This window comes from Companilactobacillus heilongjiangensis (assembly GCF_000831645.3).
Taxonomy (GTDB): domain Bacteria; phylum Bacillota; class Bacilli; order Lactobacillales; family Lactobacillaceae; genus Companilactobacillus; species Companilactobacillus heilongjiangensis.
In genome coordinates, this window is record NZ_CP012559.1 from 1,397,034 (window position 1) to 1,415,652 (window position 18,619).

Below are 18,619 nucleotides of genomic sequence, written 5' to 3' on the forward strand. Positions count from 1 at the left end.
CCCTCTTTTGTTACTTTTAATTATTTGCTGATTTTTGTTGTTTTGCCCAACCATCAGTCATATTTTGTACTGTCTTATCCCAGCTTTGTTTGCCTGATAAGTACTTTTGTAGATTTGGTTGTGCAACATCTGGATCCCATGAAGTACCAGTGTATCCTGGGAATGCCCAGCCAGTAGTCTTGTGTTCTTGTGAGTACTTGAATACTACTGATGTCAATGGATCTTGCATCTTGAAGTTATCGTAACCTTTGTATGCAGGAACGAAGTGCAATGTATTAACAACATCCTTCTTACCGGCTTTAGATGTGTATAACCAGTCTAAGAAGTTCTTAGCAGCTTTTTGTTCTGCTGTAGATTTCTTACTATTAACAGCCCAGTATAGTGATGTACCAACTGGTAGTTTGCCTTCTTCACCAGGTACGGGAATAGGAATCATACCAACACTGTTCTTAGCGAAGTCTTTATCAATACCTTCAACTGTTGGGTAAATCCAGTCACCTTGTTGAATCATAGCAGCTTTACCTTGTGAGAAGTATTGGTTAACTTGTGCTGAGTAATCCATTTGCATTACTGGCTTGATTGAGTAATCTTTTTGAAGATCAAGCATTGTCTTCATATCAGCATTCTTTGAAAATGCCATTTTCTTTGACTTGTAAAGCTTTTGTGCATTACCGTTGTAATCTTGTGCTACATAAAGGTTTAACAAGTGATCAGACATGATCCAAGCTTCCTTACCAGGAAGTGCGAAGACACCTTTGATACCTAATTGATCCTTTTGTGCATCCAATTGTTTAACAGCAGCAGTCAATTTATCAACTGTAGTTAAGCTTTCTGGATCGATTCCAGCCTTTTCAAAGACTTTCTTGTTATAAACAAATCCATAACCTTCAACGTTGAATGGTAGTCCAACGGCTTTACCTTGTTCGTTCTTAACAGCATCCAATGTTCCTGGTTGAGCTGCTTTAGCGGCCTTTGTGTCAGACAAATCAGCTTCATGAGCCTTAAATTGTTTAACATCAGCTGGACCAGCTAAACTAAAGATTGTTGGTGCATTACCAGATGAAATTCTTGTCTTCAATACTGGATCGTATTGAGTACCACCACCGATTGATGTAACTTCAATCTTTACATTTGGATGGCTCTTTTCGTACTCTTTCGCAATTTGTTTGAATTGCTTATTATTTTCAACCTTTCCTTGAAGAATTGTAATCTTAACATCCTTACCTGAGGATGAGCTGTTACTGCAGGCTGCCAACATAAATGCTGCACCGGCTGCCAAAGCAATAACTCCGACGCGTTTACCTAAACGCTTCCAGAAGTTCTTCTTCATTACCAAAGCCCCCTATAAAAATAATATTTCTTTATTACGATTTCCATTATGTTGCGAAACCGCCTTCATTGCAACCGCTTTCGGGATGTTACCGATAACAGCTTTGTATCATCAAAAAGTTTAGACAGAAAAAAAGCAGCTAATTCACAAAGTGATTAGCTGCTTTAAATTACTTATAAACCCTTATTCATTAGTCTTTCCTTGAATAACGATTGGATCATAATCAAGTTGAATGAGGCCATCTTTCACATGAACCAAGGAATTGTTGAGCATATTGGTATAACTGTCGCTTGGCAAGGCAACTGGTACCTCGCTTGACATCCCTTTCAATGTGAATAGACCAATTCTAATAATATCACCGTAACGATAAGTAACTTCAACTGTATCGTTTTCTAGAGCCGTTACCTTATAGTTACCTGAAACTTGAATGTCGCTTTGACTCAACTCATGCATCCGTTCAATCAATGATGACAAGTCCATCTTAGCGTCTCTCCAGTCCAATTTATCGGAGTCAAACAAACTTGGCGTATGCTTAAAGCCATATTCTTGACCGGCATAAATCAACGTTGAACCCTTTTGGAACCCAGAGAATGCCGTCCAATTATACATGTCATTTTCATTAATGAACATACTGTGGGCTCTTGGTTGATCATGATTTTCCAAACCACGCATCTTAATATAGTTCTTAGGATAGATAACGCCTTGTGTATTCAAAGCCTCAACGTATTTCTTGAGCAAAATGTCACCTTTAACGTAAGCACGCCATGTTTGGTCAATATCATAGTCATAAGTCATATCAAAAGCACTATAAAGTTCAGCATCCGAAGAAACGTGGAAGCCTTTGCCTTTCAAGTCTTGGATATAATCTTTACTTGTTGATTCAGCTAACCACACAGTCTTAGGGTTAACTTTGGCAACTTCTTTACGTGCCTCTTTCCAGAATTCAATTGGAACTTGTGGAGCCACGTCACATCTGAAACCATCAACAATTTTGGCATAACGCTTCAATGTTTCGATTTGATAATTCCACAAAGCTTTGTGAGAATAGTCTAACTCTGCAACGTCAGTCCATTCTTCATTCTTGTTGTATAGTTTGCCATTCTTATCGTGTAAGAACCACTCAGGATGAACTTGTAGCAAGACAGAGTCACGTGAAGTGTGATTATAGACAATATCAAGCATAACTTTCATACCATGGTCGTGAATCGACTTAACAATCTTCAAAAAGTCTTGCCACGTACCCAGTTTCGGATCAATAGCACGATAATCTTTAATTGAATATGGTGAGCCCAGTTTACCCTTACGGTTTTTTCTACCAATAGGATAAATAGGCATCAACCAAATATAGTCGGTACCGAGGTTTTTGATACGTTGTAAATCTGGTTCGAGCGCCATCAAAGTACCTTTTTTCGTGTGATTTCTAACAAAAATGGAATAAATTTGAACTTTTCTTAATTTAACATCCGTCTGACTTGCCATTATTACACCCCTCTATTTTCTCGATTCCAAAGCACAACATCCCCAAGGACCTAATTCAATGGTCCCACCGGTTTTCTTGATTGATTCATTTGTTAATACACTCTTCCAAGCGACTTTTGGCAATGCAAAGGTCTTTTTTTGATCAGAAAAGTTAGCAATGACTAGTCCTTTAGACTCAGTCGTCTTTCTAAGATAAGCATAAATCTTTGGGTCGGTAATTAGCAATTGATAATTACCGCTAGTGAAACATTCGTGTTTTTTTACACGTAAAAGTTTTCGATAAAATGTCATAACACTGTTATCATCGGTGATTTCTTGGTCAACATTGTTCGTATCAGTCTGAGCCCAGTTCCATGGCTGCTGCTTTGAAAAACCATGATACTGTGAATCATCCCACTGCATTGGACCACGAGCCGTCATTTCATCTTGATTATTCAACAAGTTCAGAATCGTTTTATCATCATATGACTTTTGACGCAGACTATTAATCAAATCCAACGCACGTTGATCGTCAAAATCAGTAATTTTTTGATACTTTAAACCATGCATACCGATTTCTTCACCATAATAAACTACTGGAATCCCACGTTGCAAGAATAAGAGCATTGCCAATAATTTGGTAACTTTGTCATCTTCAACTGGTAAATTCAAACGGTCCAACACACGGCTAATATCATGATTTCCCCAAGTCAACGTTGGCAAACTGACGTGATCAAGCACGCTTTCCCAAGTTACATAAGTCCGTTTCAAAGAATCTAACGATAGTTGGCGGTTTTGGAAAAACTTGGGGATGTCTTTATTGCTGTCATCATAAACTTCACCATAATTATCGGAGTTCACGACCACATCACAGACATTGCCATCAGGACGTGTATATTCGGCCGCATCACGAGCCTTGGCTGAAGAAGCCTCACCAAATAAGAAAGCATCTGGTTTGTACTCTTTGATTTCCTTAACGAAACCAGCCATATAATCTTTCACAGCCGGAAGTTTAGCATAAAAAGTATCATCAATAGGAAACTTCTCGTCCGTCATTAACGAATTCTGGTCTAAATTAGCTTTCGCAATATGAATAAACGCATCGAGTCTAAAGCCATCGACACCCTTTTCCAACCAAAACTTGGCGATATCAGCGACTGACTTTTGGACCTCGGGATTCTTCCAATTCAAATCGGGCATCTTCTTATCAAATAGATGGAAGTAATATTCATTCGAATTAGTAGGATTTTGCTCCCAAACGCTGCCGCCAAAGAACGAGCCCCAATTATTAGGCTCATGTCCATCAACAGCATCGTGCCAAATATAGTAGTCCTTAAATATGCTGTTAGCATTATTGACCGCGTCTTTAAACCATGGATGTTCATCCGACGTGTGGTTAATCGGTAAATCCCAAATAATGTGTAAGCCTAGCTTATGAGCCTTCTCAATCATTTCTGAAAAGTCATCAGTATCCCCTAAAATTGGATCAATGGCAAAATAATTTGAAACATCATAACCGTTATCAACTTGTGGTGATACGAAGATAGGGTTCAACCAGATTGTGTTGAAACCCATATCCTTAATGTAACGTAAACGCTTAGTTACCCCCTGTAAGTCACCGATGCCATCGTCATTAGTATCCTGAAAACTTTTAGGGTAAATTTGGTAAATAATAGCTTTATCATACCAATTCACAATAAGCGGCCCCCTTCGTGTAAACCCTTACACACCAGTATAAAAAAGTAAGCCTCACGTAAGCAAGGCTATCTTCAATGTTATCGGTAACAAATTAATCGCGCAATGTCCCACCTAAACTAATCTTAGGCTCAAAGACTAATGCACCCTGTTTGGCATTCGTATCGATCTTATCTAGCAAATTTTCACCACAGGCGCTGCCCATTTCAATAATCGACTGTTTGATAGTCGTTATTTTAGGCGAAGCAACCTGATTCAAAAATACACCATCAAACCCAGTTACACCATAGTCATCAGGAATTTTCCCGCCACAACGAGTAATTCCCCGAACGATTCCAATGGCCAAACGGTCTGAGGCACAAATAAATGCTGTGTTTTTAGTAATATTTTCCCAATTATCACGGACAAACTGTTCCGCCAAATGACTATGATTGCCAAATCGATGTAACTCCGGCATCATTCGTTTCTCTTGAACCTGTTGTAAATAACCAGCCTCACGTGAATACTCAAATGATTCCTTCGAGTCGATTCCCACGTAAATCAAGCGTTCATAGCCCTTTTGTAAAGCCAACTGTGATAACAAATAAGTCCCCGCTTTGTTATTAGTATCAACATAGTCGAAACCATAACGATTCTCACCAAAGATAACTACTGGTTTATTCAAGTTGTTGATCCACTCAACATCCTGTTCACGCATACCAGTAATGATATAACCATCACAATTACCAATATCGAAGTTTTTACGCGTGACTAGCTGCAACGAATATTGGTGTAGATCTAAAGTCTTAGCAATACCGATCATTAAATTCATATAATATGGTTCTGTCGTATCAATATCTTCCAAAATACACAACTTAATAATCCGGGTACTCTTGTTAACTAAGGCCTTTGCAATCATATTGGGATGGTAATCTAATTCTCGCATGGCTTGGTAGACTAATTGTTTTAACTCGTCAGTGACCTTATCTGGATGATTGATGACTCTTGAGACAGTCATCTTTGAAACATTGGCCTTTTTTGCCACATCAACTAAAGTCGTCATGCATTTCCCCTCCATATATCACAAATTAATTATACCAATTTAATGCGTTTTCAAACCTAATTTTATAAAATAGTTAATTATTATTGTTTTTGGACCTCCAGAATCGCGGCAGGAGGATAGTCTGCTGTGTGGACCGGGTCGAGCCAAGGTCTCGATCCTCGATTTTGAGCTTTGCAAAATACGCAAATCTCAAAACTCGTCCTGTGCTGTAAGAACGGGAAGTACACCCGTCCTAACACCACTACCACTGCTGACTATCCTCCTGCCACGATTCTTCCGGTTGGGGTTTTCTGGTCAGCATTTATTGCCTTATTAATAAGGTAATTGACCTTACAATGCGTAAAACCATAAAATCATTTAATCACTATACTTTAGACTAGACCAATTTCAGTAAATATATATTCATCTGACATTAAATGGGAAGCACTTGTTGACTTAACAACCTCATCGGTAATTTATTCAAACAATTGGAACCCTCATTTAATTATCAATTCAACAAAAGATGAATACCTTCAGCCTTAGAAGCGGCGGCAAATTGTCCCTTAGACAAAACGGACATCCTCTATATTTGCTTAATTGTTTAAACAAGAAGAATATGGTATTGAAATCTTATTAAAGAGATGATAAATATGGTTATCTATTTAATTGCTGTCACTGTTTTTATGATTCAATGTTTTATCATGTTTTTTGTTTATCTAACCGAAAAGAAACCTCGCAAACATGCTACTCCTGTCGCTTCTAAATCTACTGTTCCTATGGATGAATTTTTCTACTTTATTTTGATTCCTTGTTTAAATGAAGGAAAAGTTATTCAGAATACGTTACAGAATGTTTTGAAATTACCGGGTCAAAAGCATATTTTTGTTATTGATGATGACTCGATTGACGATACTTTGATTAAAGTTAATAACGTCGATGGTCCTATTTCTACTATTAGAAGGAAGCTTCCTAAGGCTCGGACTGGTAAGGGTGACTCGCTCAACACTGCTATGCCGATGATTCAGATTTATATCCGGCGTCACCACCTTGATCCTAGTCGCTGTATTGTTGGCGTCATTGATGCTGACGGAGTTTTGAGCAACAATAGCATCGAGAAACTCAATGAAGCTTTCCATAATCCTCAAACTGCTGCCGCTCAACTGCGTGTTAAAATGAAAGCTCCTAAGAGAATTCTCCAGATTTTTCAAGATATCGAGTTCTTCACTATCAATCATCTAACTCAAATGTTTCGGAGTTATTTGGGTGCGGTTGCCCTTTGTGGTAATGGTCAATTTTTCCGGTACTCTACTATTACAAAGAAATTGGGTACGGCTCCTTGGGGCAATGCCTTGCTGGAAGATTACGAACTCACCTTGCGGATGGAACTAAATGGCATTAAGATTCGCTATATTGGCAATGCTTACGTTGATCAAGAGGCTTTGTTAAGTGTAAAGAAGTTAGTTGTGCAACGTGCTCGCTGGGCTCAAGGCGGATTTAATTGCTGGAAATATTTCAAAAAGATTTTTACATCTAGAAAAATGTCCCCTACGCAAAAATTTGACTCTTATTTCTTCTTTTTCCAACCAATTTTAAATTTATTGGCTGACTTCAGTATTATCTACCTCACTGTTAAATTCATTATTCTTCATCTTCAAAATCCCGAATTCCTGTCAGTTGTCTTCATTGCTTTAGCTATCTTGGGATTATTCTTCGGAACCATGTTCACTTTGATTTACCTACGTCAGTTGAAACTTCACAAACGGATTGGGCAAATTATGAAGTCTGATGACATGTTCAACTTTAGAATTAGGATTCAGAAAATGTTTCTGGCTGTTGGTTTAATTTCCTATATATATGTAATTTTATTCTTCAGCTTGTTACTTTCAATTTACCATGAGTTGATTGGGCAACAAACTTGGAATAAGACTAACCGAATTTAAACTTTGAACACACAAAAACAGGGGTTGTGACATAACTGTTTTTATCTTAAACATGCAGCACAAACGTGCAACAAAACATAACTTTTTCCGCTTAAAACAAATATGGACTGTAATCCAAAATCGGATTACAGTCCATATTTGCCTTAATGCTCGAAAGTTGACCATGTTTTGTCACACTCTCTGCTTTTTTAGTGCTTTATTTTAGAATTTGTTCAATTGATTTTCTAGGAACCTCAGATTTTTGTACCTTTTCCCAAGAAATAACTTGTTGACGTTTATCATTGTAAGTAACCTTTAAATAGTTATTTTCCTTGATAGGACGACCTAGAGCACTGTCAAATTTGAGAAGCTTTTCATTGCCATTTTTATCATAACCACTCTGGTTGTAATAATATTCACGATAATCATTGCCAGAGCTATCTTGTTCGATAACCTCCTTGTATGAGGCTCCAATATATGTGTAATAATCGTCGCCACCATAATTTGGTACAAACCAGAATTCATAGCCTGCCAATGGTATCAATAAAATAATAATCGCTATTAAGCCAACCCAAACTTTCTTGCTCATATTCATTCCTCCATTACTTAAATGGAATGATAGCATAGCTCAAAAGGCTTTTGTCCTAACGTTTTTGTAAGGTTTGTAAGTATTATGGCATAAAAGCATTTATATCAAGTTATTCGACTACTAAAAATGTTAGTTTTAGAGGTTAAAATCAGCTTGATAATCGTGGATTTCATCGTGATATCTGACTGATATTGCTAATTTATCGGGCTTGGTTAAATTATAGTAAAAACTTTGATTTGCATAAATCACCTGCTGATTCAAACTTGATAAGTCAAAATCTGATTCAATTTCATCAATTGTCACTGGCACTGGTCCGAGATTCTTGATCAATAATTGCTGACGGTTACGCTGGCAAATTAAATAAGGCCTTGTGGCTTGTTGTAGCATTCGATTTCGTAGTTTCAGAGCACCGGCAATTCTAAATAATGCGATGCCACCCAAAATAACTCCGATAATCAATGTAACTGTGATAAAAATAATAGTAATATTAAAGATCATTTGTGATGTAAAACTCATTTTCAGTCACTTCCAATAGTTTTTGTACTTATAGTATTTCATAGTGCAACGCATCTTACAATTCTGTCACATGAAACTAACATTTCAGTTATAAAGATGATTAGTTATTTACATTTATTCTCGTGGTAGAGATAATAGTATTCGATAGATGTCAGAGATATTTATCAAAAATAAAAAAAGTACATGCAATAGTTATGTTGACTCCGTAACTATAAAGGCCGTCCATTATGTATGGACGGTTTTTTTGATATTAAAAAGCTGTGCTGGCATAATCAAGCTTGATTAGAGGTGAGTAAAATGTCAGCATGGATGGTTTTTCTAAGACAATTACCAAGAGATATCTATTTTCCAAGATATTTGGAAATAACATTTGCCGCAGCATTAGGTATCAGCTTACTTATTCTTATTATCGTTAAATATAGAAGTGACAGAGGCCATCGGACACATTGAGTTCGATGGTTTTTTTTTGCTGTATTCCAAGATGAAAGAAAAATCTGTAATATTAATTAGACATTAATAACAAAGTACCGTTATAAAAAGGCAATATTACCTCTTATAACGGTACTTTTAAATTTTATTAGCCTATTTTTTCTTAACTATAAACCAAAATTAGCATTTCTCACTTTAATATACATATTAGTCGCGACACGATAATACTGTGCGCCATTGATAAAGCTTATTCTATCAACTTTATAAGATGCATTATTAGGAAGATATGCTCTTAATAAGTTTCCTTGTTGATCATACATTGGAGTATTTGCGTTGGTTGTTACTGTTAAATCTACCTCAGCATAATCACGTACCAATGCTGCTGGAACAAATTGATTAGTTGCTACTCGATAAAACTTAACACCATTCATCAAGACAACTTTATCAGCTTTATACGTTCCATTAGCTGGTAGCGCAATATTTAACTTCTCACCACGTTCATTATAAACTGATGTCTCAGACTTAGTTGTTACCTCAGTATTAACATTAGAATATTTATAAACTTCACCGACTGGCACAAATTCATTTGTAGCAACACGATAATATTGCTGTCCATTAATGAGAGCAATTCGGTCGGCCTTCCACTCTGAACTTGGAGATAGTTCACGGCTGATTTTTGTTCCTTGGTAATCAACTAAATTGCCATAGAGATTATTGTAAACACGAACTAGAATTGGTTCTGGTTCGATATAAACATAAACATCACTAGCTTTAGCGAATTCATCAGTTGCAACGCGATAGTACATGATGCCACCGATTGTGTATTCTTCATCGCTAAACCAACATGTGTCGATACCTAGATCATGACTATCCAACAATTTACCTTCATTATTATAAAGATTTACAGTGTTTGTTGTTGTCGCAATATTTTGATTCTTCTTAACGATAGTTCCATTTCCAATTACTGGAGTGCTACCACCACGAGAATTATAAACTAATGGATCAGTACCATTCTTTATCTCATCACCATCACTAATTCCATCACCGTCAGTATCAGATTTCAATGGATCAGTACCGTATTTCATTATTTCATCAGCACTATTAACTCCATCTTTATCAGGATCGATACCATAGTGAATAATTTCTGGCGTATCAGAATTATCAACATTTACTACTGTGATAGCACCATTACCATCTGGTAAATCAATCTTTTCTGGAACTGCATCAATTATTCTTTGAACTACTGGTTTGCCGTCTAATGATTCACTGATTATCTTAGTGCCCGTTGTTGGATCATAGTTATAAACTGTCTGCGTACCATCGTTCCATTCTTTGGTAACTTTAACTACCTTTCCAGCAGAATCCTTTTGAGTCGTTGTAGTGTTACCATCTTTATCAGTGGTTTTTCCTAGAACTGTAAGTTTACCTGGTTTAATTGTCACATTGTAATTCTTATTAGTACTTACGGCTGTAATATAATAAGTTCCTACATCTGGATTATTAGGTTCATCATAAACCAAACCTAACGAATCTCCATCCTTCAGCTTATCATCAGTAGTATAAGAATTTTTTGGATTTGCATCCGTTGTATATTTAGTTTGTGAATTTATTTCAATTGTGATTTCTGCCCGATTCAGAGTGAATGTATCAACGATATCATCAGGATTAAAAGTATAATTAGGATTCTCTTCTTGTAACTTTTTGATACCTTCAGGAGAAATTTTAACATTATACTTAACTCCAGCTTGTAAGTCATCTGATGAAACAGAATTTTTTGCACCATCCGGAATTATTTCATAGTCATGAGTATCTAAATTATTGGTAAACCCAGGAATTTTTTGATATGGAGTTACGTTAATGTTCAAAGGTTGACCGTAAACATTGATACTACCTCTTGATGGTCCCATTTTTGTATCCACTGCAAGTGGCTTAACTGTTAAGTACCCTACATCTGGTGTATCGATTGAATAATTCGTATTTAGATTGGCTAAATCTGTTTTACCGTCATCATTTAACTTGATTGTATAATTACCAGCTTGTAAATCTTCTGGCTTAACCTCTTCTCCCTTTTCATTAATGATTTCATAATCTTTTTGAGGTATCGATGTTTTTAAATTTGGATTATTTTCAAATTGGATTTCTGGTTTTGTTCCAAATGTCGTTGTTGAACCACTTATCTTAATATCATCTGCATTGACATGCTTTTGATCAACAATTAATTTAATAGTTCCGATTTCATCCTTTTGAGAGTAATTTGGATTAGCCGCCAACAGCTTAGCCAAACCTGCTTTAGTTAAATCAATCGTATATCCATCCGCATTGGCATCTAATTTAGTCAAGTCTGTTGGTCCACCAACAGACTCAAAATCACCCAATGTTAAATCAGATGTATTTAAAGTAACTTTACCTGAAGCATCCTTAATATCAAACTGTGGTGTTTCACCATATGTAATCTTTGTACTACCTTTAACAGCCATGTTCACAGGATCATGACTAATTACCAAATTGGTACCTGCTGCTGTAATATTATAATCGCTCTTTAATGTGGGATTAGCTACCAGCAACTTAGCCAAACCTACTTGGGTTAAATCAATCGTATATCCATCCGTATTGACATCTAGTTTAGTAAAATCTACTGTTTTACCATTTGCCTCAAAGTCACTCAATGTTAAGCCAGATGTATCCAAAGCAACTTTACCCGCATCGTCTTCGATATTAAATTGTGGTGTTTCACCATATTTAATATTTGCACTGCCTTTAACATCCAATGTTATGTCAGCTGAATTAATTACAAAGTTGGCAACTTTCACCGTAATATTATAATTACTATTTAGTTTAGATTTATCTTTATCCTCGGAGATGATATATGTACCAACGTTTGGATTTTGATCATCGCTTCTCTTTAAAGCCACTCCCAAGTCACCTAACTTATCATCATTAGCTAAACTACCTGAAGTTACTTTGTCTAATGTAAGAGTAGGATCATCTGTCCCATATGTTTTATTGACAGCCTTTGCTTGAACAGTAATATCTCTTTTATTAACAATTAAATTAGCAGTCACGTTGGCCGTTGTGTTGTCGGTCACAGTTTTCTTTGCTTGAGAGTAATTTGGATTAGCTGCCAACAACTTAGCCAAACCTGCTTTAGTCAAATCTATCGTATATCCAGTCTCATTGGCATCTAATTTAGTAAAATCTGTTGGTCCACCAACAACCTCAAAATCGCCCAATGTTAAATCAGATGTATTTAAAGTAACTTTACCTGAAGTATCTTTAATATCAAATTGTGGCTTTTCACCATATGTGATCTCCGTACTACCAGTAACACCTAATGTTACATCAGCCTGTTTAATTGTGAACTTGGCACCTGTTACCTTAATATCATAATTATTATTTAATTTTGATTTAGCTGAATCTTCCGAGATATCATAAGTACCAACGTTTTGATTTTGATCATCGCTTCTCTTTAAAGCCACTCCCAAATCACCTAAATTATCACCATCAGCTAAACTACCTACGCTTACTTTATCCAATGTTAAAGTAGGATCAACTGTACCATATGTTTTCTCAACAGGGTTTGCTTGAACAGTAATAGGCCTTTTATCAACAATTAAATTAGCAGTCACAACATCAGTTGCTGGATTGTAATTCGGATTAGTTGCCAACAACTTAGCCAAACCTGCTTTAGTTAAATCAATCGTATATCCATCCGCATTGGCATCTAATTTAGTCAAATCTGTTGGTCCACCAACAGATTCAAAATCACTCAATTTTAAATCAGATGTATTCAAAGTAACTTTACCTGAAGCATCCTTAATATCAAACTGTGGTGTTTCACCATATGTGATCTTCGTACTACCAGTAACACTTAATGTTACATCAGCCTGTTTAATTGTGAACTTGGCATCTGTTACCTTAATATCATAATTATTATTTAATTTTGATTTAGCTGAATCTTCCGAGATATCATAAGTACCAACATTTTGATTTTGATCATCGCTTCTCTTTAAAGCCACTCCCAAGTCACCTAAATTATCACCATCAGCTAAACTACCTACAGTTACTTTATCTAATGTAAGAGTTGGATCATCTGTCCCATATGTTTTCTTAACAGCCTTTGCTTGAACAGTAATATCTCTTTTATCAACAATTAAATTAGCAGTCACGTTGGCTGTTGTGTTGTCGGTCACAGTTTTCTTCGCTTGAGAGTAATTTGGATTAGCTGCCAACAACTTATCCAAACCTACTTTAGTCAAATCTATCGTATATCCAGTCTCATTGGCATCTAATTTAGTCAAATCTAATGGTCCACCAACAACCTCAAAATCATCCAATGTTAAATCAGATGTATTTAAAGTAACTTTACCTGCAGCATCTTCAATATTAAACTGTGGCTTTTCACCGTATGTGATCTCCGTACTACCTTTAACATCCAATGTTATGTCAGCTGAATTAATTACAAAGTTGGCAACTTTCACCGTAATATTATAATTACTATTTAGTTTAGATTTATCTTTATCCTCGGAGATGATATATGTACCAACGTTTGGATTTTGATCATCGCTTCTCGTTAAAGCTACTCCCAAATCACTTAACTTATCACCATCGGCTAAACTACCTACAGTTACTTTATCTAATGTAAAAGTAGGATCATCTGTCCCATATGTTTTCTTAACAGCCTTTGCTTGAACAGTAATATCTCTTTTATCAACAATTAAATTAGCAGTCACGTTGGCTGTTGTGTTGTCGGTCACAGTTTTCTTTGCTTGAGAATAATTTGGATTAGCTGCCAACAACTTAGCCAAACCTGCTTTAGTCAAATCAATCGTATATCCACCCGCATTGGCATCTAATTTAGTCAAGTCTGTTGGTCCACCAACAGCCTCAAAATCACTCAATTTTAAATTAGATGTATTTAAAGTAACTTTACCTGAAACATCCCTAATATCAAACTGTGGTGTTTCACCATATGTAATCTCCGTACTGCCTTTAACAGCCAACTCAACAGGAGCTTGATCAATTACAAAGTCGGCATCTGTTACCGTAATATTATAATTACTATTTAGTTTAGATTTATCTTCATCCTCGGAGATTTTATATGTACCAACGTTTTGATTTTGATCATCGCTTCTCTTTAAAGCCACTCCCAAATCACCTAACGCATCGCCATTAGCTAAACTTCCGGAAGTAACTTTATCTATTGTAAAGGCGGGATCATCTGTTCCATATGTTTTTTTAACAGCCTTTGATTGAACAGTAATGTCTCTTTTATCAACAATTAAATTAACAGTCACAACATCAGTTACTGAATTGTAATTCGGATTAGCTGCCAACAACTTATCCAAACCTACTTTAGTCAAATCTATCGTATATCCAGTCTCATTGGCATCTAATTTAGTCAAATCTAATGGTCCACCAACAACCTCAAAATCACTCAATTTTAAATCAGATGTATTCAAAGTAACTTTACCTGAAGCATCCTTAATATCAAACTGTGGTGTTTCACCATATGTGATCTTCGTACTACCAGTAACACTTAATGTTACATCAGCCTTTTTAATTGTGAACTTGGCACCTGTTACCTTAATATCATAATTATTATTTAATTTTGATTTAGCTGAATCTTCCGAGATATCATAAGTACCAACATTTTGATTTTGATCATCGCTTCTCTTTAAAGCCACTCCCAAGTCACCTAAATTATCACCATCAGCTAAACTACCTACGCTTACTTTATCCAATGTTAAAGTAGGATCAACTGTACCATATGTTTTCTCAACAGGTTTTGCTTGAACAGTAATAGGCCTTTTATCAACAATTAAATTAGCAGTCACAACATCAGTTGCTGGATTGTAATTCGGATTATCTTTAGTCAACTTATCCAGACCTGCCTGAGTCAATTTGATTGTATATCCTGCCGATTTTGCATCCAGTTTAGTCAAATCTACAGATCCACCATCAACTTCAAAATCACTTAATGATAAGTCAGACGTATCCAAAGTTACCTTGCCTAAAACATCTTCAATATTAAATTGTGGTGTTTCACCATATGTGATCTCCGTACTGCCTTTAACAGCCAAGTTTACAGGATCCTGACCAATTGAGAATGTATTACCGTCTACTTTAATATTATAATTATCATTTAATTTTGATTTAGCTGAATCTTCCGAGATATCATAAGTACCAACATTTTCACCAACAGCCCTCTTCAAAACCACTCCCAAATCACCTAACGTATCGCCATTTGCTAAACTACCTACAGTTACTCTATCTAATGAAAGCTTTGAATCAGGCGTACCATATGGTTTACCATCAACTCCTGCTTTAACGGTAATCTCTCTTTGATTAACAGTTAAAACCCCAGGTGTAGTATTAATACCATCAAAAATATAATTGCTTGCATTAGAGAGTTTTTTCAAACCAGAACTAGTATAAGTAATATGATAAGTACCATCATGTTTCAATTCACTGCGGTTAACCTGATTATTATCAGTATCAACAATTTGATAATCATCTTGGTTCAATTGGTCCTTATCGTTGTCAAAACTACTACTAAATTCTGGCAACGTATCATCACCATAAGTATACGTAGCACCATTTGTATTTTCAGTCACATGAATTGGATTAATCGTTAAAGTAGGTGAAACATAAAGTCCAGCGTATTTGTTATCTGGACTCAGACTCTTAAGATAATCTCTACCAGAATCGGTTAGCTTAAGAATATATCTACCAGCATCTTTAGGCTTTTCAGCAAGAGGGTTTACAGGGTCTGTTGAAGCATAATAGGTAAAATAATCTGCCTTATCAAAGCCTGCTTTTTGTTCATCAGAAACGGTTGCTCCAAAACCAGGACTAAACTCAACAGTTGGATAACCGGTATCTAGGCCATAGTCAACATTCCAAGAATTGAAGGTAGCTAAGCTATCCTTTGCATCACTATTAACTCCCTTCAATTCAGTCAAATTGTTTTTAAATGGTGTTAGTAGATCCATAACTGCCTTTAAATTTTTGTAACCTGTTTGTCCATCCTGATAAATTGTTTGATCCTCTTTATCTGTTTGACCAGCAGCAAATGCAGCCTGTGCAAGCTTATTGTCGGCAGATAAGTCAGTATAGATTTTTGTGATTGAATCCAAGAATGTCTGTGCACTTGCTTTTTGATCTGTACTCAAACCAGCATAAGCAATGAATGTATTGTACAAGCTTTTCGCTTGAGTATTATAACTATCGGCCTTAGCTTGGTTTGCTTTAGCCTGATCGTTCCAACTAGCCAAAGTTGATTTGGTTGGTACTAATAAACTAGCCGTCTCCGTTTGTGGATTCTTAGGGTCTGTGGAGTCAGTACCAGTGGCATTCCCGACATCGGACCAACGATAATCAGGATCAGTTCCAGTAGTAACCACAGTTTTATTATTACTTACAACTGCTGCACCTTTCTCATCTATTAATGGCTGTTGGTTCAAAGCATCAGTAATCGATTGATTCGTACCAGCAGACGCATTAGAAGCAGATACGATTTGACCATCGACAGTGGTACCAGTGGCTGTGTAATAGTGTCCAATAGGAATAGCCGTTCCCTCAGTCGTGGTTGAATCAGTTCCAGAATCTGCTGTTAAATCAACCTGTAAGATATCGTTTGCTTGTTTTTCATTATCTTTTGGAGCAGCTAATATAACGGAAGTTGCTGTATAACCAGGAATTTGTATTAACGTTTTTTGGCCTTCAACTGCCACAACTTGAACTGGTTTCAATCCAGTAATTGGTTGTTGTGTACTCTTGTCGATAGGTGTCACATTAGCTACAAAGGCCCGTCTAACTGGAATCTTCATTGTTTGATCACTGCTATCAGTAACGGTATAAGTGTAGTAAGTATTATCTGCAATATCTTTATCCTGATACTTGTCGTTACCAATGTAGTGTGCTTGGCCATTTGCATCAGAAACAATTTGTGATTTATCAATTACATACGGATTTCCACTGGCATCTTGCGGAATAATAGCAATTAAATTAGGGTCCAATTTATCGTCCTTAACGGCACGATTTGCTGCCTCCTGTGTTGAGAAGACGGAAATAGTATCACCAATGGTAGCAACCGCCTTAACAGAGGTATTAGCTAATGATGGATTAACATCCGCTTTGTTACTATCAAACAAGTTAACGTTTAAATTAATTGACTTTGGGGTATATTCAAAATTCTTTATTTTAGCTGAATAATCATTACGCTGACCTCCAGTTGAAGCGGCAACTGAAATAGAATAACCATCTGAAGTATTAGTTATATTTTTTGTAAAGGTATTACCACCAATTGTTACACTTAACTTTTGAGAATTCTGATCATAGTTCATTACGAAATCAACATTACGACTACTCCCTAAGCCCAAGTTAGGGTCACTAGCCAGATCCCAATCAGTGGTACCTTGATAACCTTGAACTGATTGCAAGTCACCATTACTGTTAGTTGTTCTCCAACCAAAATAAGGATTCCTACTTGGATCGTTGTAGTTACTGTTGTAATACTGATCATAAACAAAACCAAAAGCATTCTGTAAACCGCCTAATCCTAATTGACCACCTGAACCACCTTGGGTAGCGGTACTAGGATCACCTGGTGCAAAAATGAAACCAACACTATCAGCCCCATCACTACTATTACTCCCAATTCCTAGAGATCCAGACATACTAAAATTATGGCTGAAATCAATTTCATGTTCAAAAGAAACATGTGCCACTTGATGACCAGTTACTGGATCATCAGCCCCATATACCTTATGTGGATCATTAGAGGTTAGATTAATTGAACCATCGTCGCCGATTGTTTCAGAACTCGTATTAGCAGTCTTATCAAAATCATTATCGTTTCCATCTTTATTTTCAACTGTAGCTGTAAAGTGATCTTTAATTTGATCAGCGGTTAACGTCACCACATTGCTAGATTCATTTTTAGAAACGCCAATGTCAGTTGAGGTATTTGGATCTAAAGACAATACTGGATAAGTTTTAGCTGTATCAGTTGTTGGCTCCGTCGTAGCATCAGTTGCTTGGCTTTTGACATCTGGTGTAGCTGAAGCATCAGGTACTACTGCTGCCTGACGTAACAATCCTGCTTTTGAGACGCCTGTCAAAGTAGCTGAATCACCTGTTTTCCCATCTGTAGGAATGTTCCCTCCATTAACAGCTCCAGTTTGCTCTTTTGCAATATCATTCCCAGCTGCACCTTGTTGCGTTGATTTCACTGTTGTAGTTTCTTTTCCAGTATCATCAGCTAGTTTAGTACCTTGCACCTTTTGAGCTGGGGTTACCGGTGTCGTATTTTCTCCAGTACTACCCGATGATTCGCCAGTACCGGAATTTTCAGTTTTAGTAATTGTTGGTGCAGAATCACTCTTTGATGAATTCGTTAAACTCGTATTCTGAGCTGTATTAGTAATTGCAGCATGAACATTAACTGTTCCGGCACTCTCCGCAAAAGCAAAAGCTGAAAAAGTGACTAACAAACTACCAAAAATTCGTGTCTTAATTTTCCATCCCGTGTGTCCTTTGTATAAAATAAATCGTTTCTTTTCCTCGTAACTAGATACTTTTTGCCTCATGATTTTCCCCTTTATTTAAATATTTGTTAAAGCCTTTTCACATAATCTAATAAGACCTTTCCCCTTCAACAA

General features: G+C 36.4%; 8 protein-coding genes. 1 reads left to right on the plus strand and 7 read right to left on the minus strand.

Features of this window, described 5'->3' with window-relative positions; genetic code table 11:
- Positions 1-16: 16 nt before the first annotated feature.
- The 4 genes from JP39_RS06360 to JP39_RS06375 all read right to left on the minus strand — a co-directional run bounded on the left by JP39_RS06360 (position 17) and on the right by JP39_RS06375 (position 5,525).
- Positions 17-1,330 (minus strand): ABC transporter substrate-binding protein, encoded by a 1,314-nt coding sequence (locus tag JP39_RS06360; protein ID WP_041501816.1) that lies wholly within the window; start codon positions 1,328-1,330, stop codon positions 17-19.
- A gap of 183 nt (positions 1,331-1,513) precedes the next feature.
- Positions 1,514-2,809 (minus strand): alpha-amylase family glycosyl hydrolase, encoded by a 1,296-nt coding sequence (locus tag JP39_RS06365; protein WP_041501815.1) that lies wholly within the window; start codon positions 2,807-2,809, stop codon positions 1,514-1,516.
- Between the two features lie 12 nt (positions 2,810-2,821).
- Positions 2,822-4,483 carry a glycoside hydrolase family 13 protein gene (locus JP39_RS06370; RefSeq protein ID WP_137619713.1) on the minus strand — a complete coding sequence of 554 codons (1,662 nt, stop codon included), beginning with the start codon at positions 4,481-4,483 and terminating at the stop codon, positions 2,822-2,824.
- A gap of 94 nt (positions 4,484-4,577) precedes the next feature.
- Positions 4,578-5,525: a LacI family DNA-binding transcriptional regulator gene (locus tag JP39_RS06375; RefSeq protein ID WP_041501813.1), complete on the minus strand. Its 948-nt coding sequence runs from the start codon at positions 5,523-5,525 to the stop codon at positions 4,578-4,580.
- A gap of 629 nt (positions 5,526-6,154) precedes the next feature.
- On the opposite strand from JP39_RS06375, the gene JP39_RS06380 reads away from it, so the two are divergent.
- Complete coding sequence (locus tag JP39_RS06380; protein WP_048698836.1) at positions 6,155-7,444, plus strand: glycosyltransferase family 2 protein; 1,290 nt, start codon at positions 6,155-6,157, stop codon at positions 7,442-7,444.
- 196 nt (positions 7,445-7,640) lie between these two features.
- On the opposite strand, the gene JP39_RS06385 is transcribed toward JP39_RS06380, so the two are convergent.
- From JP39_RS06385 to JP39_RS06395, 3 genes are all read right to left on the minus strand, one after another.
- Positions 7,641-8,012: a YxeA family protein gene (locus JP39_RS06385; protein ID WP_041501811.1), complete on the minus strand. Its 372-nt coding sequence runs from the start codon at positions 8,010-8,012 to the stop codon at positions 7,641-7,643.
- 135 nt (positions 8,013-8,147) lie between these two features.
- A complete protein-coding gene (locus JP39_RS06390) occupies positions 8,148-8,528 on the minus strand; it encodes a hypothetical protein (protein ID WP_041501810.1) in 381 nt (126 codons plus the stop codon).
- A 596-nt stretch (positions 8,529-9,124) separates the two neighbouring features.
- Positions 9,125-18,547, minus strand: coding sequence for an MBG domain-containing protein (locus JP39_RS06395; RefSeq protein ID WP_041501809.1), 9,423 nt, complete (start codon positions 18,545-18,547; stop codon positions 9,125-9,127).
- Between the last annotated feature and the right edge of the window lie 72 nt (positions 18,548-18,619).